Raw genomic sequence first — 19,021 nt, forward strand, 5'->3', positions numbered from 1 at the left:
GAAGATACATCCGTGTTTTATATGTAGCTTTTCTTGCGAGATAAGAATCGTTCAGCTTCGCTGAAAACTTATACGCTTATGTTATAACAAGAGCTTATTATCGTGTCCTGCTCAAAGTCATAATGATACATTCGTGTCAGACAACAGCATCTATGATTAAAATAAAAGCCAGCCTGTGAAGGTTGGCTTGTTTCATTATATCCCATTCTCCAGCTCAAGTGTCACCGCTTCGATCATATTGACAAATGAGTTTAACTCCTCTGACACCGCTGCCTGATCGCGCGCCTGAGCCGAGGTTTGCTGGGTATCATGCATGACTTCATTTAACACTGTGGATATATCCTCCAAGGTCCCTTTGATCAAATCCAGCGAGTCCTTGGAGTGTGCGGCAAGCTTGCGAATTTCATTGGCCACCACGCCAAACCCTTTTCCATGGTCTCCGGCATGAGCTGCCTCGATAGCGGCGTTAAGCCCGAGCAGATGGGTCTGATCGGAAACCTCCTGCAGCAAGTTGCCCACTGAATGAATCTCGTCAATTTTAACCTGAAGCTGCTCCACCTTGTTCAAGGCATGATCTTGAATCTCAGCACTTAAATTAGCTGAATTCGATACGGATAGGCTGCTTTCGCTTAGCTCAACAATCATCGCTGCAAGCTCCTGGACCGCCTTATTCACCTTAACAATGGTCGCTTGTCTATCGTTGGATAGTTCTTGTATTTTCTGCTTTTCATCGGCTTCGTACGCTTCCAGAACAAGCTGGGAATCAAAGTTAAACATCTTGGAGAGGGACAATATGATCTGCATCCAATTGTCAGGAGCGACAACCTTAAAGTTATTCACAGCAATATCGAGATACAGCATGTAAGTGCCTAAATACCAATCGGTCGTTAATCCAATGCGGGAGTGAATCTTACCAATATGTATTCTTCTCTCAATAAATTCTGTGTCAATAACCCCTTCCACCATTGATAAAAAGTACCATCTCTGTGTTTGCTTGAGACGCTCAATCGTGCTGTTGGCATTAATTATTTTAACAAGCTCCGGTTGCAGATTCACTTGATCATACAGCTTATCGACGACAGCTTCGACAATTGCCTGAAAATGTTCATTTTGACTTTTCAAAAAGGTCAAGTCGTTCTCTGTGATCCCCGTATAGGTAAGCTGTTTCCTTCTTCTCTCGTCAACTTGAATCATGCACATACCTCCTGAAATCATGAAAGATGCCCTTTCAAACTTACACTAGTATATAAGATTTACTAGACAGGATGCAATCTAGATTTGCAAATCCTCCCAGCATCAGCAGCATAAATAATTGTTTGAATGTTCTGAATACAGATTAAGTAATATTATCAGGACATCAACCACGATATAACGTCATATAGTAAATTATCGCAAGGGAGGTGTGAGAACGATGCTAAATGAAGATGCATTATTCACTGTTGTAACAGAAGATAAAACGTACCTTTTTGAAACTGAAGAAGAATTTTATAATTTTATGTCAGATACCAACTCACTGCTTTCCATCAATCGGATCGAAAAACACGAAAATTAATAAAACCAGAAAAAGCCATGCTCTTCTATAAGAAGAACTCATGGCTTTTTTTAGTGCCTGAAGCAGCCGTTAGCTAATAAAGGGATGAACTATATTTTATTTCAGCTTGCTGAGCGCTAGTAAAAGTGTAACAGCCTCTGCTCGTGTTGCTCCTGCGTTGGGTGCATACAAATTATTGCCCCTTCCGCTAATAATTCCTTTGCTGGAAGCGGCTGCTACCTCGGCATATGCCCATTGTGGAATATCTCCTTCATCGGCAAAACCCAGCTTCTGGCTGGTATCACGCTGCAATCCGAGTGCACGAACGATCATAACGGCGATCTCCGAGCGCACAATATTACGGTTAGGACGAAAGGTATTGTCCTCATAGCTGCCGATAATACCCGCTCCGACTGCCTGCTCCAGATAAGAACGGGACCATTCTGGAATTTGAGCACGATCCGAGAAAGCGAGTTCCGCTTTTTTCCCTTCCAGCTTCAGAGCACGGCCGAGCAGCACCGCAAACTCGGAGCGGCTGATCTCCCCGTCAGGATGGAACGATCCATCCTCGTAGCCGCTCACAATCCCTTGTGCTACCGCCTGTTCAATCGCATTTTGAGCCCAATGGCCAGTAATATCGTTTAGTGCTGGTTTAGCTGCAGCTTGCTCACTATCCTTTGGCTTTACGTTGGTACCAACCGCAGGCTTCTGATCAATCGGAGATGATTCTGCAGGAGTATCTGCTTTTGATGATGGTGCAGAGCTACCCTCAATCAGCTTGGCACTATTTTTGTCAATAGAAATCTCAATGTCGTATTCATGGAAGTAATTGACCTCGGCCCAATCGATTTTCACCCAAGCCTTCTGCTTTTTGGAGAGATCCGTAACCTCGAATCGCACATCTCTTGTATTCTTTGCTGCGTTCGTTCCAACAATCTCTGTATCCTTCAACGTACCATTTTGCTCAGCTTTAAAAGCAGTGATTTGTTTACCCTGCTTCAGCGTAATCGTCATGTAATATTTACCACCAACGGATGTTAAGATTCCAGGCGTTATCACATAATCCTGCATCACCGACTGCTGTTCCGTACCAAATTTCTTAATCATATAAGAGATCGAATAGCTGCCGTCTTTTATTGTGCTAACACTTGCACCCGTACCGACCTCAGCCGCAAAAGCTTTATCGCAGGAGGCCAAATTGGGCAAGCCCGCAACAGGAAGCGCCACCGCCAACAGCGACCCCAAACACATCCCAACCATAACCTTTTTAATGGATTGACTCATCGTTAACACTCCTCAAAAACTAATGAATGGTTCTTTCTCTCAGTACACCATGAATAACTAGCCGACCCTCCACAGGATCCAGCGTATAATCACAGGTAGATAAAGTAAGGATAGGTTCATATCCGTTCAGTACGATATCCGTTTTGTATATCGACTTGTTCTGGATGCTGTGCAAAAATGTCGAGTAATCGGCATCCCCAGAAAAAGCTGTTTCAATATAATTAAAATCGGTTGTTGTATAATAGAAGGAAAAAATTTCAACTTCGTAGCTCTTGTACAACGTATCATAAAAAAAAGTACGATGATTCTCAAAAAAATCACGTTCTCCATAAGCTTTCAGAGCTCCGAACATCGAGCCGTTTTTCATCCGGTGTCCGTACAATATCGTGTTCGCGTCATTCATATTTACGGTATTGCGATAATCCATAAAAATGCTGCCTGATCTGGAAGCTTCTTTTTTATAGTTGCGATCCAAATAATAATCGTTGTCCTGCGCCTGAACGATCGGATCATCGACCGATGTACCCGCAATGTTTAACCAACCCACGATATCCGTATTCACAGCAAGCAATCCACGAAAAGCAGGACGAACCTCAGGCACAGACAAAGCTTTCGAAGCTGCTTCCCCCCTTGCATCCTCCCATATTTCGCGGTTCGTAACAATCTGCTGGTAGTAGATTTGTCTTGCCTGCTCAGCCTGCGCCTCTTGCTCCCGGTAACCGAGAAAAATCCGGCCGAGCGCTAGCAGACAAAATACAAAAAGACCCAAGCTCAATATAGTCAATACCCGGTGAACACTCACTGTTCTCAACAAAAGGTAAACCGATTTGTACATCATTTACAGCGCCACCTTCTTAAATGCCCAGCGGTACCATATACAACCCGGCATCCTTGTCTTCTCTGACGATGACATCAACTCCGTAGATTTGCTTGATCGTCTCCACAGAAATCACCTCGGCTGGTGAGCCTTTCGTCACAATTTGTCCGTTCTGCATCACAATGATGCTATCGCTATAACGAATGGCTTGGTTAATATCGTGCAGTACCATGACGATCGTCAGTCCATAATCTACATTCAGACTTTTAATTAAATTCAAAACCTCAAATTGGTAATAAATATCCATATAGGTCGTGGGTTCATCCAGAAACAAAAAAGGTGTGCTCTGCGCAAGCGACATCGCAATCCAAACTCGCTGCCTTTCTCCACCCGATAATTGATCAATGGTCAAATTCTTCTTGGCTAACAGGTTGGTGCGGGTCAGCGCCTGCAGGACTGCTTCAGTATCCTCATCTGAATGGGGAGCAAACATGCTTTTATGCGGCAGGCGTCCAAAACCGACAAGCTTCTCAATAGTTAAATCCGACGGAGCATCGTTGTGCTGATGTACAACGGCAAGTTTTCTGGCGAGTTCCTTGGGTTTATACGTGTTAATGAACTTGCCATCCAAAATCACATTCCCGCTGCGGGGCTTATGGTTATTGGACATGATGCCAAGAAGCGTCGACTTGCCGCATCCATTCGTGCCGATAATCGTCGTGATTTTCCCGATCTCGATGCTGCTGCTCACGGATTTCAGATGATCGTTTTTTTTGTCATAAGAAAATGTGACCTTTTTAATGTCCATGAGTCTGACCACTCTTTCTCAGTAAAAATATTAAAAAAGGTCCACCGATTACCGTCATAATAATAGAAGCTGGAACCTCCGAAGGTGCCAATATGGTACGCCCAAGCGTATCAGCCGACAAAATAAGAAGTGCACCCGCCAGCGCCGAAAAAGGAATCAGCAACTTGTGGTCAGAGCCTACCAATATTCTGGCGATATGTGGAATTAACAAGCCTACAAAGGCGATTAAACCGCCAATGGCTGTGGCCACAGCTGCAAGCATTACCGCTACGATCGAAATCAGCAGACGAGCCTTCGTTACATTAAGGCCAAGGTTCTGGGCCGACTTATCCTGAAGCGACAGCAGGTTGCACCAGGAAAACAGCAGCATCGCTAACACCAGTCCGATTGAACCATAGATGACCATGATTTGTACATCGCCCCATGTTTTCATCGCAAATACTGAAGTGGTAGCTTGATTAATGCTCGTAACGGCATAGCTGCCTCTGTAATTGAACGACTGCCCCAGACCCGTAAAGGTTGCATTGACCGCAATTCCGACCAGAATGATTCGAATCGGGGTTAAACCCGATTTCCAGGACAGGGAATACACAAGAAAACAGGCAATAGCCCCTCCTATAAAAGCGGCCAAAGGCAGCCAAAAAAAGAACTGTGGGAACAAAGTTACAAATAGCAGTGACAGAACACCCGCTCCTGAAGAAATCCCGATAACGCCGGCATCGGCTAAGGGGCTACGCAATATTGACTGCAGCAGTACACCAGATACTGCAAGAGCTGCGCCTACGAATATGGCAATAATAATTCGCGGTAACCGCAAATCTTTAATGATCTGTACGCTTTTATTCGTTCCACTGAACAAGCCCTGTATCAGCTCCAGGCTCCCTACCTTGATACTGCCGGTAGTTGCTGATATAAGAGCAACTGCCACAAGTAAAATGACGACAATAATCATACTCATCCATGCTTTGCTCATTTCAAACTTCCTTTATAGGCAAAATCGATTACGTACATATTCATGGGTACAGCATCGGCATCAAGGCATCCAGAGCCTGGACAGCAGCTAAATTACCAGTAGTACCAAATAACTCCTCAGGCAGATCGTACACCCTGTTCGTTTGAACAGCTGCAAAATGCTTCCAAATATCATTTTTCTTAAATTCCTTGTCAAACATGATGACTACTTCATCCGGCAGCCCGTGAGCAGCACGCAGTATGACATCAGGGTTGGATTTTTGTAAATATTCGGTGTTGGAAGCAAGATATTCAACCTTCTCACCCTGAACAATATTTTTGCCTCCAGCAAGCTTGACAAGATCACCGATATAGGAATTTTCCGTAGCAACTAGGTAGCTTCCTGGAACGCCGAGTAATATAAGTACGGAAGGCTGCTGCTTACCCTCAGTTTGTTTCTTGATGGCAGCAAGCTTGTCATTAAACTTCGCTATTATCGCGTCAGCTTGTGCCTTGCGGTCATATTTATTTCCAAGCGCCTGAATTGCACTGTTCATTTTGTCCACACTGGTCAAATCCATAAAGTTCGCACCGACACCGGCATTTTTAAACACAGGTGCCAAGTCATATTCGAGTGTCGTGACCGATAGCACGTCTGTAGGATCAAGCGATTTGACGATTTCCATGTTGGGACTCATCGGATTACCGACCTGGGTTACACCTTCATACCGCTTTGGCAAGCTTTTATAGCTCTTGGGTATGCCTACCAGATCAATGCCGAGCGCATCCATCATTTCGGTTGCCGCCACGGTTGTCGCAATAACGCGATAGGGTGCTGATGAACTCTTGGCATCAGGAGACACTGCCTCCGGTACAACATCATTTGTGGAACAGCCTGCGGTTATTATCAATACAAGAGCGATTAATGCTGCGCTTATTCTTGTACGCATTCCAGTTCTTGTCTCCTTTACCGCTGCAGAACGGCTATCATCCCGCCTACAGTTTAAAATTCACGAGGACACCGGATTTCCGGCATCCCCGTTTGCTTGCTATTCGCACTTCAACATCTATGACTTACTTGGTGTGATCCAACATCGCCAGAATCAATGTAACAGCTTCCGCCCTTGTCGCCTGATCCTGTGGAGCAAACAGGTTGTTATCCCTGCCGTTAATAATTCCTTTCTTGGCTGCTGCTGCAACCGGGGCTAAAGCCCAGTCCGGAATTTGCCGTACATCTGCAAATGTCGGAGCTTCATTGGTATCAAGCGGGAGCTTTAATGCCCGTGCAACCATGACTGCGATTTCTGAGCGTGTAATTTTGCGATCAGCACGGAATGTACGATCTTCATAGCTGCTAATAATTCCAACTCCAACCGCTTGTTCCAAGTAAGGCTTCGCCCATACCGGGATGTTATTGTTATCAGCGAAGTTGAGCTCCGTACCGCCGCCCTCCAGCTTAAGTGCACGACCCAGCATGACAGTAAACTCGGCACGACTAATCTCACCGTTAGGACGGAAGCTTCCATCCTCGTACCCGTTGACGATGCCAAGTGATATGGCACGCTCTACGGATGACTTGGCCCAATGATTCTCAAGATCACCAAAGCTGGAACCGGAAGCTGGCAGTGTACCACCGTTCGGGTTAGTTGCAGCTTGATCCGGCTGTGCACTTACCTTGTTGCCAAGCGCCTCGATATCGAACACAAGATCGATATCTGCCAATTCAACCTTTTTCTTTAGTGTCGGAATATAGCCCTCTTCCGCTTTTTGAGCTTTATCCACCTCGTCCTGATGCTTTTGCAGTTCTTCGTCTGTGTAAGGCACAACAAGACTAAGCTGGGCATGGATCGGCGCAGTCAAATCCTTAGGTTCAAAGCTGACAACACGTGTGTCCGCCGATTCGTCCTTACTCAAAACCGTTGTTGATTGCAATACCTTTTGCATCGTAGTCTCAGTACCGGATTTGTTAGAAACGGCTTGTTCTTCCTCTACCTTGAGATCTTCCACCAGCTTATGCTTGGTTATCGTCAGCTTTACGCTTTTTTTGTCGTCCTTGACTACGAGCTTGGCAGGATACGAAACCACATTGCTATATTTGGATTCAAGGCTGTTTTTGTACTGCAGCATTTTGTAATCAAGATCATATTCTCCATCTTTGAGTGATGCGACAGCCGCACCCGCTCCACCAAGCACTGTATCTGCACTTACCTTCGTCATGCTTGATTTATCAAAAGCGATATCGACATCATATTCATGAAAATAGTTCATTTCCACCCAGTCGATTTTCACCCACCCTTTGAGCTTCGATGACAAATCCTTCACTTCAAACTGAACAACCCGGGTATTGTTGACATCATCCCTGCTTATCACAGTAGCATCAGTCAATGAACCACCGCTATCCGTCTTAAAGGAAGTTATCTCCTTGCTCTGCTTGAGCGTAAATGAAAAATATTGCTTGCCGCCCTGAACCGTCAAAAGTCCTGGTGTGATTACGTAATCCTGCATCACTGAACGTTGGTCGGTTTCATATTTTAAAATCTTATAGTTTACCGTATATTTACCGTCAAGGACCGGATTGGACACGGCACCACCGCCACCGCCGGTACCACCTGTGCCACCCGTTCCTCCGGTACCGCCTCCACCTGTACCTGGATTAACCGGATCTGGTGTAATCGCACTTACGGGAGAAACAGTGCTGAACTGCAGCTTATAGGTTGTTTCCGTTCCGTCAGCAGCCGCCAGTGTAAGAGCATATATAGCAGTCAGATCATCAACTTCCAGCTGTAGGCTGGTCGTGATGTCATTCGCCAACACTTTCACTACACCTGACTGTTTGGCTGCATACTGCGGTGTAATCTCTTTCTTGAAGGTTCCATCAGAGTTGTATTGCGTAATTTTTTTGGCGGTTACACCACTTTTTAATGTAAAGGTTGCTGTTTTTTTACCATTCTGTACTTTCAGGCTGCCCGCATTTTCCACATAATTGCCTATCGGGGCTGCCCCAGGATTATCGGAAGTTGCTGAGAATCCAAAGCTGTATTGACCGTCCTTAACTGGCTTCGCCAAATCGATTGTAATGCCCGTGATTCCGATTTCTACATCGTATTCATGGTCATAGAGGAAGGTCGGTGTTACCTGCCAGTAGATTTTGACCCAGCCATCCAACCGTTTTGTCAAATCAGCCACTTCGAATTGTACAACTCTTGTATTTTTGGCTGTATCACTGCTCACCACTACCGCTTCGGTCAAGGTTCCATTTTGTTTCGTTTTGAAGCTGGTAATTTCAGCGCTTTGCTTCAGCTCGAATGACGCAATTGCTTTTCCACCTTGAACTGTCAGCTTTCCACTATTCTTGTCTACATAGTCATACATTACGGAAGCCTCATCGGTTCCTTTTTTATAAATCTTGTAGCTCAGCTGGTAATCCCCGTCAGGCAAAATGCCCGATACGTTAATGACCAACGCTTGGAACTGGTCGAATGCACTTTGCAGCGCAGTTTTGGCATCATTCAGCTGCTGCTGCGTTGCCGTCGAATTGGCGGCTACAGCCTTGGCTTGTTGAATCGCTGACAACAGCGTACTCTTGGAGCCTGCCGGGTATTGGCCGCCGGCGCTTCCCTCTATGGCTGCGTCATGTGCTGCCTGGACACTGGCAATCAGAGAATTCAGTGCGCTTGCTGCTGGTGCATCGCTAAACCCAAGCTCAACATCGTATTCATTGTCGTATAAAAAGGTTGGATTTACTTGCCAGTATATCTTCACCCAGCCGTTTAATCTCTTAGTCAGATCTTTATTAACCTCGAATTTAATCATACGTGTATTGTTTACTGGATCGATTCTCACAATTTCCGTTTCCGTCAAAATGCCAGCATTTTCGGTTTTAAATGATTTGATTTCTGCACTTTGCTTTAAAACAAAGGAAACATACCTTTTATCGGCAGCAACGGTTAATTTCCCGCTTGTTTTATCTACGTAGTCATACATAACGGAATTTTCATTAGTGCCTTTTTTGTAAATCGTAAAGTTAATCGGATAGTCACCGTCTGCTAAATCAACAGGTGCGGCAACAACTGATAATTTGAATTTAGCCAAGGCTTGCTGCAATGCGAGCAGTGCTGTTGCCGTCTGTGCTTGTGTACCATTTAAGTTGGACGCTTCAGAACCGGCCGTGTCAATGGCTGACTGTATAGCAGCCTTGGCCACTGCGGGATATTGGCCCGGCTCTGTGCCTGCTGCTGCTGTTTTATTAAAAGCGGAAGCAGCAGTTATAGCTTGCGATAGCGCACTATTATCCACATTGTTAAAGTTCAAACGAATACTATGGGTTTGATCATAATTCTGTGCAGGCACCACTGTACGCACTTGGGCATCGATAAGTGCTGATAAATTGTCGACTTTAAATTTAACAATTTTCTTATTAGCTGCGGGATCCGAGCTTACAGTAATCGCATCCACGAAACTACCGTTTTGCTTGATCTTGATTTCAGGAACCGATGCACTGTTATTTACCGTTAAGGATGCGTAAACCGAGCCATCCTCTTCCGTGGTCAGAGTCGCCGGCTTCGCCAAATAACTTTCCATAGCGGAGAAAGCATTGTTTGTTGCATGAACAGTTGAGTAATATATCGTGTGTACAGCTGTCAATTTGAAAGCATCAACCGCAGTTTGTAGTGCTTTTGCAGCCGCTGTTATTTGCGGCCTTTGAGCAGCTAGATTGTTTCCAACAATTTCTGCAAGACCGATTGCCTGCAGCAGCTTGGTCTTGGCACTTGCGGGATATTGCCCGATTCCAGTACCTACTACAGCTGAACTATTCAACTGCTTGGCAGCAGTAATGGAAGCATTTAAAGCCGTAAGCTGGTCGGCGTTGTAGCTGATGTAGACATTTTTAGTCACGGTACCTACCGTATATCTTATCCATGAGAAACCTTGCCACACATCATCGGTTACAGCCTGAACTCTGGAATTAATCTGATAAGTTCTATTCTGTGTATCGGAATTTTTACCTACAAAATTCCCTACTTGCGTGCTGCTTATTGTAGTGCCGAACAACCCTAATGCGTCAGGTACTGCTATTTTTACAGATGGCTCACTCGCAGGATTTACAAAAGTAATGTTGGAATAGGTTTTGAAATACGGAGCTACCTTCTCTTCCAACATTGTCGCTGTTTGTTTAAATTCATTGGAATAAACTGAACGAGTAGCTGTTGCACTAAGCGAGTCAAGAACTATTATACCCGCTGTTGCAGCATGATATTGTGTACTATTTACTCTATCAATAGATAATTTCAGGGCATCGTATGCATCAGTTACATTTTTGGTTGTAGCGCTAATATCGTTTACAATATTCGTAGATCTTGTAATATTGCTATAAATGGTAGCGCCATTATCATTAGTACTCATGAATAGTTTGTCGTATTCTTTGTCGGATACAACGTTTGTGCCCCCTTCCGTTGATCCAAACAATTTCGTAACTGCGACATCAAAAAGCGATTGGGCTTGTATAATCAATTGCTTCAAGCTTTCCTTGTCAACAACATCTCCGGTAGATGTCGTCTCCAGTTTGCTGATATCCAATTCCAATCCCACGTTGTACCAATAGTTATAGGTAGGATTTAAATTAAAAATATTATCCTTGTCATCGATATGCATTAATATATCCTGTACTTTCCCGATATCCTCAACATCGACCTGTACAATGATATTGTTAGCATTACTGGCCTGCTTGGTTGTTACGGGTTGATAACCTTCTATACCAGTAACAACGGGTACTTTACCCGTCTCTTCTTTGATAACGGCCTTGTCCTTACCTGCAATACGCGAACCAAAGTACGCAAAGGCGGTGTAGTCCGTCTTCTTAATCTCATGCTGTAGCTTCGCCTTGCCATTACTCACAATCAATTTGCCTGTGTCCTTGATCATAAAGTAGTTAGCTGCCGAGGTTTCCGAAGTACCGTTCTTGACGTATCGGTAGGAAATCGGGTATTCACCATCAGCAACTGTAGTCGCAGCTTTAGCCACCGAAACGGGTCCTATATGTATTGTAGATAGTAATAATACGAAGGCAATCAGCATCGCCATTGTTTTCTTAAATAGTTTAGTCAATTCATTACTCTCCTTAAAGTCGTTCTATATGGTTCTTGCTCTTACGGGCATAAATGCGAAAAAATCCAATTTTCAAAATGGATCGAAATTCAACGAAACTTAGTGTAACTGGATGGCATCATAAGTAAAGAACGGCTTCAATACTTGCAAGCCATTCTTTACCCCTTACATAGTTATAACTATTGATTAGCTAATGTATTAGTCTTACAACCATTGAATAAATAAATCCAAATCTCCACTATGAGGTCCTGCATTAACTCCAAGCTTCACAGGCAGAGTCTCAGTGAAATCTGCAACCGTAAATGTGAACGAAATGACGCCAGATACTGATGTATCAGGAGTAATTGTTACATAACCAGAACCGCTATCTACCTTTAAGCCAGTAACAACAGAGCTGTCATAGGAGACTTTAACTGATGATCCGGTAATAACTGCATCCGATGTGAATGAATTAGCATGAGATGAAGGATTTCCGGATGAATCCAAAAATTGATAGTTGGAAGCAGCAGCGAAAGCAGGAACAGCCAGAGCGAACACCAGTACGAACAGAGCTAGCATCGATACAACGGATTTTTTCATGGATCTCATCATTAGTAAACACTCCCTTAGATTATTTGGTTTAGTTTGTTATTTGCTACAAATGAACGACGGCAACTGTTATTCTTGCTTTCAAATGAATTTCCCTCTCCGATCCCCCTTTCCTGAATGCAATTATGGCTGCCACAGAAAAGTAAGTTTAAAGATAATGATAATCATTATCAACAATGATGTAAAAAAAAACTTCTGCGACTGAGGTACTTGATTACCGCGTTATAAGCAGGCACCTCTTTTACTGATTTCGTCGATAACGTGTACAGCGTCCATCGACATCCCAATTTTATACATAAATAAAATATTATGTCAAACATTATTTTTTTGTTAGTTTACTTGCCGGATCTTTTGGTTTTTACTGTATACCCTAGGTATAAACCTGACAATAACAGCATTACGGTCAGCAAAGCAAGCGGAGCCGTATCTCCAGTCTGCGGATTTGCAGTTTTACTCGGAGAGGCTGTCGAGTTGCCAGCTTCTGCACTTTTATTGGACGATTCCTTCGTGGAAGCAGGGACTGCTGGTGATTTCGCTGCTGGTATCACTGTCTTGGATGGAGCGGTAGTGCTTGCGCCGGGTGCAGCTGCTGCAGGACTGTTTGGTGGAGAAGCGGCCGGAGCTTCCGCCTTGGGGGCTGCTGAACTATCCGCTGCTACACTTTTAATGCTTTTTTCATCAACCAAAAAACGAATCGTATAATCATGATCGTAATCGATGGATTCAACAGTGACATGAATTTTTGAAATAATCGGCTTTGACAAATCGGTTACTGGAAAACGGGTGACTCTCTTGTCTTCGGCACTGTCACTGCTAATGACTTTCGCATCTGTAAAGCTTGTATTATTTTGCACCTTAAACTGAGTTACCCATTTGCTGTGATTGATAGCAAGCTGCATCTCAATCTGACCATTTTTTACAAATACAGTCGCAGGCTTTTCAAAATAATCATTTGCCATTGAAGCAGAATCATTCTCTGCTTTGGTTACCGTGTAATTCAATGTGTACGTACCATCCGCCAATGCAGCCTCCGCTTTTGGCACACTAAATAACATCAACATACTGAGAACTGTAAAACATACCATTTGCAATCGCCAACTTGTTTTCACAATCTAATCTCCTTCTCAATAATAAAACTTAATAAATACTCAATTTTGGCTGGTTGTAGATTCACTATAATGATACCGATAATCATTATCAATGTAAACACAAAAAAATAAACGAAATTCGGTTTACCAGATTTGTATGGATGGCATCAGCCCCCTTATGTACTCCTATGTTCACAATATGATACCAGTGGAAAAATAATACAAATTTGATGATAGCTTACTACGCTCTGCCTTGTCAATCCATGTCCACCAATATAAATTTGGAACAAATTGCCACAAAACGATTGACAACTATAGTGAGATTGATTATCATTCTCCTTGTGAAGGGGTAACGCTACTCGTTTCCCATGATATCATTATTGCTCATGAAACTGAATAGGAGGACGCTTTTTTTATGAAAAAACCTTTGCTGATGCTTATATTGGCCGCTTCTCTCATTGGACTAACGGCCTGTGCATCGGCTCCATCTGCGGGCCTCGGGTCTGCGGCAGGCGTAAGTGAAGGTTCTGCCCCATCAAAGGGGAGTGCCCTAACTATTAAAGATTTCGCCGACCGCAGCATTACCTTCCCCAGTGTGCCTCGGAATATCGTCGCTCTGGCAAACGGTGAAATGGATATCGTTTATGCGCTTGGGGGAACGCTGGTAGGACGTCCAACCGCAACAGTTCCTGTAACGCTGCAAGCGGCCCAAAGTGTAGAACAGGTTGGTTCCACGCACGGAATTGATTTGGAAAAGATCGCACTCCTGAGCCCCGATGTCGTACTCGGTAATCATCCTCTGAACACCAAGGATATACCAGGTGTGGAGGGCGTAGGCTCCAAAATGGTACTGACCAGCGCTAATTCGATTGATGACATCAAAAAGCAAATCGGTTTGTTCGGTCAGCTGCTGCAGAAAGAAGACAAGGCCAAAGAGTTAACTCAAGCCATCGATCAAAAATTGCAGGAGCTCAAAACCACTCCAAGTGCAGCTAAAACGCGGGTGCTTATGGTGTATGGGGCACCGGGCACCTATATGGCCGCTCTTAACAATTCATTAAGTGGCGATATACTCGTATCTGCCGGTGGTGAAAATATTGCCGCAGACTACCCTAAGCTTGACAATTATCCCCAGTATGCGCAGATGAATACCGAGAAAATCATAAAATCAAATCCGCAGTTGATTGTTATCATGACCCATGGAAGCCCGGAGAAAGTGAAGGATGGATTTATGAAAGAGATGCAGCAAAATGCAGCCTGGAGCAGTCTGGATGCCGTGAAAAACAACCATATTGAGATACTTCCCGCTGACCTGTTCGGCACGAATCCAGGTACCAAGGTTGTCAATGCACTCGATCTGATGAGCAAACGTCTGCAGGCTGCCAAGTGACAACGATGAATCAAAAGCAGAGAAGCTCCAGAAGAAAGCTGATCATCATTGTTATTCCTTTGCTTCTTGTCATTGTTTCCTTCTACGGTTTGACCTATGGTTCGGTACCCATATCGCTTCGGGACATTTGGTCGGTATTCACCAATGGCGGACAACCGATCCATGAGAAAATTATCATGAATCTACGGCTGCCCCGTGTATTAATCGGGATTTTAACAGGTGCTTGTTTGGCAGTTTCCGGTGCTCTGCTGCAAGGTGTGATGAGAAATCCGTTGGCTGATCCGGGAATTATTGGGGTGTCCGCCGGTGGTGGTTTAGCAGCTGTTATTACCATGATTCTCTTGCCGCAGTTCGGCTATTTGCTGCCGCCTCTCGCCTTTGCAGGCTCTTTTGCGACTGCACTGCTCATTTATGGTCTTGCCTGGGATAAAGGCTCGTCACCATTGAAAATCATTTTGGCCGGTGTTGCCATTAATGCGCTGCTTGGGGCTGTCATGAACGGCATCATGGTCTTTTACAGTGATCGCGTTCAGGCTGTTTTGCCTTGGCTGGCAGGAGGATTAAGCGGACGAAGCTGGCATCATCTTGAATTTATGGCCCCTTATGCAATCATTGGGCTTGTGCTGTCGCTGCTCACCATCAAATCAGCCAATCTGCTTTTGCTGGGGGATGATTCTGCCAAGCTGCTCGGTATGAAGATTGAGATGCACAGAATTCTGCTTATCCTGTTGGCTGCTTTTTTAGCTGGCATTGCAGTCAGTGTTGCTGGTCTTATCGGTTTCGTTGGTCTTGTGGTTCCGCATGCCATCCGCCTGCTTACTGGAGAGGATTACCGTTATTTGCTGCCACTGTCGATGCTTGGAGGCGCCGTACTTGTTGTGTTGTCGGATACGATCGCCCGTTCATGGTTCGATCCTTTGGAGCTTCCAGTTGGTATACTGCTGGCCTGCTTGGGCGCCCCGTTCTTTTTATACTTGCTTAAGAAACGGAGAATCGTATAATGTCAGCAATCCTTACTGATCGAATCCAGCTCGATGTAGGCGCCTTTCAGCTGCAGCATATCACTGTATCGATTCCGAAAGGAAACGTGACTGCCATTGTCGGGCCGAACGGCTCTGGCAAATCAACACTGCTCAAAATTATGACACGGCTAGTAGAAGCCGATGGCGGAACTGTGACAATCAACGGTAAGCTCACCCATACTTATAAATCGGCTGAAATGGCGCAAACCGTAGCCATGCTCACCCAGTCAAAAACTGGGTTGCCCGAGATGACGGTCAAGGAGCTTGTCGCTTACGGCAGAGCGCCCTACAAACGATTGTTTGATCGTATGACCGACGAGGACCACGGAATTGTGGACTGGGCCATGCAAACAACGGGAACCAAAAAGCATGAGGACCGGATGTTCCATACTTTGTCTGGCGGTGAGCAGCAAAAAGCACGAATTGCAATGGCGTTAGCACAAAAAACGTCGATTATTTTGCTGGATGAGCCTACCACCTACCTGGATATTGCTCACCAGCTGGATTTGATGGAAATGCTGCAAACCATCAATCGCGAATACGGCATAACCATCGTCATGGTGCTTCACGACCTCCAGCAGGCAGCTCACTATTGTGACTACATAATCGCCATGAAAAATGGAAGGATCGCGGAAACGGGCAAGCCGACTGAGATTATTTCATCGCATTTTTTGGAAAATATTTATAACGTTCAGGCGAAAGTCAGATTCGAAGACGACTATCCTGTCATTATCCCTTTAAAAACAATATCCAATAAAAACATTATCAAACTCTAGGAGGCTATAATATGATTATTATTACAAACACATCGCAAATCACTAAAGGTGAAGCCCACAAGCTGATCGAGCGTTTCGACAAGATTGGTAAAGTGGAGTACATGAGCGGCTTTTTGGGGTTGGAAGTTCTGTTGACCGAAAATACAAAGGAACACGACGAGGTTACGGTCGTTACCCGTTGGGAGAAAAAAGAGGATTTCCATGCCTGGACAAAAAGTGACGCCTTTAAAGAGTCGCATGCCCACGGAAGGGAAATTCCGGAATATATCGTCTCCAATAAAATTTCATTCTATGAAGTAAAAATCGTCAGACAGCCGATTGCAGCTGCTCAATAATAAGCAAAGTTTATCAAGTCATACAACGTAGATCCTTTCCTGATCAGGAGAGGATCTTTTATATTGTAAGAATATCTTTAATCAGTCGATTTCAGCTTACGCAGAAGATGATCTGACAGTTTCTTCTGTTGGCTATGTATTCTCTCCACAATGGCTGCATATTGTACTGCTTTCTTGCCAATATCCTCGGCTGTGTGCACTTGTAATCTTTCTGCAAATTGCACGAATGCTTCTTCTCCTCTTGGGGATATTCCATTCAGCAATTGTTTACAATCGATAAATCCACGCCTAGACTGGTTTGGGTTATTTCCATTAATCCTTTGCGCACAGCGCTAGGCGGGCGCAAGTCTATTGAATCCAGCAATCCCACCGTTGGGCCAACGACCGTTCTTACAAAGTCGAATGCATGATGATTATCTTTATTACTCTTGATATATACGGGGTCTAACCAATTATTCGCATGTACGGTCAACTCCGATAAGGATCGTTCGATAGCTGCATCTACCCATTGCACATTTCGCAGCAGCCCTCGCGTTTCTTGCTGAGGAACGGAAAATCTGCCTTCTTTCTCCCACAAAATGTGAGCACGGTTCAAAGATACAATAACCGAAAGACGCATGGTCTCAGGTAGCGACAAATCTCCCCAAAAATAATTGGCCATCTCTATCGTAACTCCCGCCTCCTGAAAGATACTATGTGGATTCAGACGCGGATCGTTGATGCTATCATTACTGATACCATGCCAATTAATATCAATGTCTGAATGAGGCAATTGAGTATCTGGACTCCAAATGGAACCCGTCAGGATGAATCCGTCGATACCAGGATGAAGTGGAATAATGTCTTGGATTAAGCTCTCGACGAGATGTGCCCGACCAGGTGGTAAAGGCTCAGTGTTGATGAATACTGTCATTTATACTCACTCCTATTCTAAATGGAAAATATTTTTAAGAATATAATTAGAATTCTAATTATAATACAAAAAAATTTACTCAGGTTTATTCTTAATGTGTTGTAGATGATTGGACATCTTGTTTAACAACGTGCTCAGCTGTCGCTTTTCTTCCTCTGTAAAACAAGATAAAGGATCAAACTCCTCCTCCGCTTGCAGCGCTTGATTCAAAGACGCTAGCTTATCTTGTCCTTCCTCCGTGATCGCAATATTAACCATCTTTTTATTAGTCAAATCCTTACTCCTTCTAATCCAGCGCTGCCGCTCCATATTATTAATAATGACGGTTGCGGTAGGACGATCACAGTAAAGCAGCTCAGCAATTTGCGAAGGGTTTAAAATCGTTTTAACGACAAGCTTGCGCAATACATACTGCTGCTTTAATGTGATTTGATGAGGTACAAGCTGCTTTTGTAAATATCGCTGCCAGGTTAGGAAATTGATACCTATACGAGACATTATTGAAAGTTTATCTGACATTTCGTATGGGCTCCCTACAGTTAGTATTCTAATCATAATATACAATATCCTAAATAGGAGCACAAGACGTGAGAAAAGAGAATTAAACGTCTTTACAAACTTCAGTTGATGAAAGAGTATACCTACCCTATACCTTATTACTACCTTTGGATAATATAATGCGTTCTGGCAGCGTGTTATCTTATAACTATTCTGCAGAAAAGGAGGCAAGGAATATGAAATGGTTGGTGCTTATTCATGTACTATCGGCGATTATCGGGATCGGTCCCACTTATTTTGGACATTTATTGTTTCGAAACGGGCAGACTGTCGGAGGGTTACGGCAGTCGATCGCTTCATTTAAGCTGTTGAATTTTTTCCCAAAAATAGGCGGGACCCTAGCTGTACTCACCGGAATCCTGCTAGTAATTGTATCTTCTTGGAGCTTCTCGAGCTTTTGGATCATAGGCTCGCTTGTTCTATATGTAGCCATTCAAGTTTTGGTCGTGGGAATATTGGACCCAGTTGTCAAAAATCTGCATCTGTCACTTCAAGCCCCTGATCTCTCGCAAGATCAAAATCTGCCTGAAACATCGGTCAGGTTTTTGAGCAAGGCCAATCGCATTTATTACACAGCTTCTATTTTAGGTGTCCTGTTGTTTACTCTTATGATTATAAAACCTTAGCGATGAAGAGCAGCATCAATTATTTAAAGTTAATCGAAAAAGAACGTCCTGGCTCCATGTTGATAAATGGAGAGGACGTTTCTTGGTTTTTTAAAGACATATATGCGGTCGGCGGGATTTGAACCCGCACGTCCATGGGACACTACCCCCTCAAGGTAATTTGTGGCATTAACTAGCTATAACTACATTACTTAAACCCTTGTTAATCAAGGGTTTTTCTTGTTCGTAT

General features: G+C 44.1%; 18 protein-coding genes. 6 read left to right on the forward strand and 12 right to left on the reverse strand.

Going from position 1 to position 19,021, the window contains the following annotated elements; all coding sequences use genetic code 11:
* Window positions 1–195: 195 nt before the first annotated feature.
* The gene (locus tag LRL21_RS33955; RefSeq protein WP_240420236.1) at window positions 196–1,194 is read right to left on the reverse strand and encodes a globin-coupled sensor protein; all 999 of its coding nucleotides are present in this window, start codon (window positions 1,192–1,194) and stop codon (window positions 196–198) included.
* 217 nt (window positions 1,195–1,411) lie between these two features.
* Here LRL21_RS33955 and LRL21_RS33960 point away from each other — a divergent pair, with 217 nt between their 5' ends.
* Entirely contained in the window at window positions 1,412–1,552 is a 141-nt protein-coding gene (locus LRL21_RS33960; RefSeq protein ID WP_240420237.1) for a hypothetical protein, read from the forward strand.
* Window positions 1,553–1,648: 96 nt separating this feature from the next.
* Here the strand turns inward: LRL21_RS33960 and LRL21_RS33965 are convergent, their stop codons facing one another.
* From LRL21_RS33965 to isdC, 8 genes are all read right to left on the reverse strand, one after another.
* Window positions 1,649–2,815: an S-layer homology domain-containing protein gene (locus tag LRL21_RS33965; RefSeq protein WP_240420238.1), complete on the reverse strand. Its 1,167-nt coding sequence runs from the start codon at window positions 2,813–2,815 to the stop codon at window positions 1,649–1,651.
* Window positions 2,816–2,834: 19 nt separating this feature from the next.
* Window positions 2,835–3,626, reverse strand: coding sequence for a class B sortase (srtB, locus tag LRL21_RS33970; protein ID WP_240420239.1), 792 nt, complete (start codon window positions 3,624–3,626; stop codon window positions 2,835–2,837).
* Between the two features lie 43 nt (window positions 3,627–3,669).
* Window positions 3,670–4,440 carry an ABC transporter ATP-binding protein gene (locus LRL21_RS33975; protein WP_240420240.1) on the reverse strand — a complete coding sequence of 257 codons (771 nt, stop codon included), beginning with the start codon at window positions 4,438–4,440 and terminating at the stop codon, window positions 3,670–3,672.
* Window positions 4,430–5,413, reverse strand: coding sequence for a FecCD family ABC transporter permease (locus LRL21_RS33980; protein WP_240420241.1), 984 nt, complete (start codon window positions 5,411–5,413; stop codon window positions 4,430–4,432). The genes LRL21_RS33975 and LRL21_RS33980 overlap by 11 nt, the downstream gene beginning before the upstream one ends.
* Before the next feature lie 40 nt (window positions 5,414–5,453).
* A complete protein-coding gene (gene isdE / locus LRL21_RS33985; RefSeq protein ID WP_240420242.1) occupies window positions 5,454–6,341 on the reverse strand; it encodes a heme ABC transporter substrate-binding protein IsdE in 888 nt (295 codons plus the stop codon).
* 124 nt (window positions 6,342–6,465) lie between these two features.
* Window positions 6,466–11,496, reverse strand: coding sequence for an NEAT domain-containing protein (locus LRL21_RS33990; protein WP_240420243.1), 5,031 nt, complete (start codon window positions 11,494–11,496; stop codon window positions 6,466–6,468).
* Between the two features lie 204 nt (window positions 11,497–11,700).
* Entirely contained in the window at window positions 11,701–12,087 is a 387-nt protein-coding gene (locus tag LRL21_RS33995; RefSeq protein WP_240420244.1) for a cadherin-like domain-containing protein, read from the reverse strand.
* Between the two features lie 332 nt (window positions 12,088–12,419).
* Window positions 12,420–13,193 (reverse strand): heme uptake protein IsdC, encoded by a 774-nt coding sequence (gene isdC, locus LRL21_RS34000; protein ID WP_240420245.1) that lies wholly within the window; start codon window positions 13,191–13,193, stop codon window positions 12,420–12,422.
* Between the two features lie 394 nt (window positions 13,194–13,587).
* Here isdC and LRL21_RS34005 point away from each other — a divergent pair, with 394 nt between their 5' ends.
* From LRL21_RS34005 to isdG, 4 genes are read left to right on the forward strand one after another with little or no spacing between them, the layout of a single operon-like run.
* The gene (locus tag LRL21_RS34005) at window positions 13,588–14,562 is read left to right on the forward strand and encodes an ABC transporter substrate-binding protein (protein ID WP_240420246.1); all 975 of its coding nucleotides are present in this window, start codon (window positions 13,588–13,590) and stop codon (window positions 14,560–14,562) included.
* A gap of 5 nt (window positions 14,563–14,567) precedes the next feature.
* Window positions 14,568–15,563: a FecCD family ABC transporter permease gene (locus LRL21_RS34010; RefSeq protein WP_240420247.1), complete on the forward strand. Its 996-nt coding sequence runs from the start codon at window positions 14,568–14,570 to the stop codon at window positions 15,561–15,563.
* Entirely contained in the window at window positions 15,563–16,360 is a 798-nt protein-coding gene (locus LRL21_RS34015) for an ABC transporter ATP-binding protein (RefSeq protein WP_240420248.1), read from the forward strand. Before LRL21_RS34010 ends, LRL21_RS34015 begins: the two co-directional genes overlap by 1 nt.
* Before the next feature lie 11 nt (window positions 16,361–16,371).
* A complete protein-coding gene (isdG, locus tag LRL21_RS34020; protein ID WP_240420249.1) occupies window positions 16,372–16,695 on the forward strand; it encodes a heme oxygenase in 324 nt (107 codons plus the stop codon).
* 77 nt (window positions 16,696–16,772) lie between these two features.
* Here the strand turns inward: isdG and LRL21_RS34025 are convergent, their stop codons facing one another.
* The 3 genes from LRL21_RS34025 to LRL21_RS34035 form a co-directional block, all read right to left on the reverse strand.
* Entirely contained in the window at window positions 16,773–16,919 is a 147-nt protein-coding gene (locus LRL21_RS34025) for a hypothetical protein (RefSeq protein WP_240420250.1), read from the reverse strand.
* A gap of 32 nt (window positions 16,920–16,951) precedes the next feature.
* Entirely contained in the window at window positions 16,952–17,608 is a 657-nt protein-coding gene (locus LRL21_RS34030) for a hypothetical protein (RefSeq protein WP_240420251.1), read from the reverse strand.
* Window positions 17,609–17,683: 75 nt separating this feature from the next.
* Window positions 17,684–18,127: a MarR family winged helix-turn-helix transcriptional regulator gene (locus LRL21_RS34035; RefSeq protein ID WP_240420252.1), complete on the reverse strand. Its 444-nt coding sequence runs from the start codon at window positions 18,125–18,127 to the stop codon at window positions 17,684–17,686.
* A 215-nt stretch (window positions 18,128–18,342) separates the two neighbouring features.
* Here LRL21_RS34035 and LRL21_RS34040 point away from each other — a divergent pair, with 215 nt between their 5' ends.
* The gene (locus LRL21_RS34040; RefSeq protein ID WP_240420253.1) at window positions 18,343–18,792 is read left to right on the forward strand and encodes a DUF2269 family protein; all 450 of its coding nucleotides are present in this window, start codon (window positions 18,343–18,345) and stop codon (window positions 18,790–18,792) included.
* Window positions 18,793–19,021: the final 229 nt, after the last annotated feature.

Source organism: Paenibacillus periandrae (genome assembly GCF_022458865.1).
GTDB lineage: Bacteria > Bacillota > Bacilli > Paenibacillales > NBRC-103111 > Paenibacillus_S > Paenibacillus_S periandrae.

What these genes read in the sequence shown, in the direction of transcription:
- LRL21_RS33955 (WP_240420236.1), bottom strand. Translation starts at nt 1,194, where the DNA reads ATGATTCAAGTTGACGAGAGAAGAAGGAAACAGCTTACCTATACGGGG.
- LRL21_RS33960 (WP_240420237.1), top strand. Translation starts at nt 1,412, where the DNA reads ATGCTAAATGAAGATGCATTATTCACTGTTGTAACAGAAGATAAAACG.
- LRL21_RS33965 (WP_240420238.1), bottom strand. Translation starts at nt 2,815, where the DNA reads ATGAGTCAATCCATTAAAAAGGTTATGGTTGGGATGTGTTTGGGGTCG.
- LRL21_RS33975 (WP_240420240.1), bottom strand. Translation starts at nt 4,440, where the DNA reads ATGGACATTAAAAAGGTCACATTTTCTTATGACAAAAAAAACGATCAT.
- LRL21_RS33980 (WP_240420241.1), bottom strand. Translation starts at nt 5,413, where the DNA reads ATGAGCAAAGCATGGATGAGTATGATTATTGTCGTCATTTTACTTGTG.
- isdE (WP_240420242.1), bottom strand. Translation starts at nt 6,341, where the DNA reads ATGCGTACAAGAATAAGCGCAGCATTAATCGCTCTTGTATTGATAATA.
- LRL21_RS33995 (WP_240420244.1), bottom strand. Translation starts at nt 12,087, where the DNA reads ATGATGAGATCCATGAAAAAATCCGTTGTATCGATGCTAGCTCTGTTC.
- LRL21_RS34005 (WP_240420246.1), top strand. Translation starts at nt 13,588, where the DNA reads ATGAAAAAACCTTTGCTGATGCTTATATTGGCCGCTTCTCTCATTGGA.
- LRL21_RS34010 (WP_240420247.1), top strand. Translation starts at nt 14,568, where the DNA reads ATGAATCAAAAGCAGAGAAGCTCCAGAAGAAAGCTGATCATCATTGTT.
- LRL21_RS34015 (WP_240420248.1), top strand. Translation starts at nt 15,563, where the DNA reads ATGTCAGCAATCCTTACTGATCGAATCCAGCTCGATGTAGGCGCCTTT.
- isdG (WP_240420249.1), top strand. Translation starts at nt 16,372, where the DNA reads ATGATTATTATTACAAACACATCGCAAATCACTAAAGGTGAAGCCCAC.
- LRL21_RS34030 (WP_240420251.1), bottom strand. Translation starts at nt 17,608, where the DNA reads ATGACAGTATTCATCAACACTGAGCCTTTACCACCTGGTCGGGCACAT.
- LRL21_RS34035 (WP_240420252.1), bottom strand. Translation starts at nt 18,127, where the DNA reads ATGTCAGATAAACTTTCAATAATGTCTCGTATAGGTATCAATTTCCTA.
- LRL21_RS34040 (WP_240420253.1), top strand. Translation starts at nt 18,343, where the DNA reads ATGAAATGGTTGGTGCTTATTCATGTACTATCGGCGATTATCGGGATC.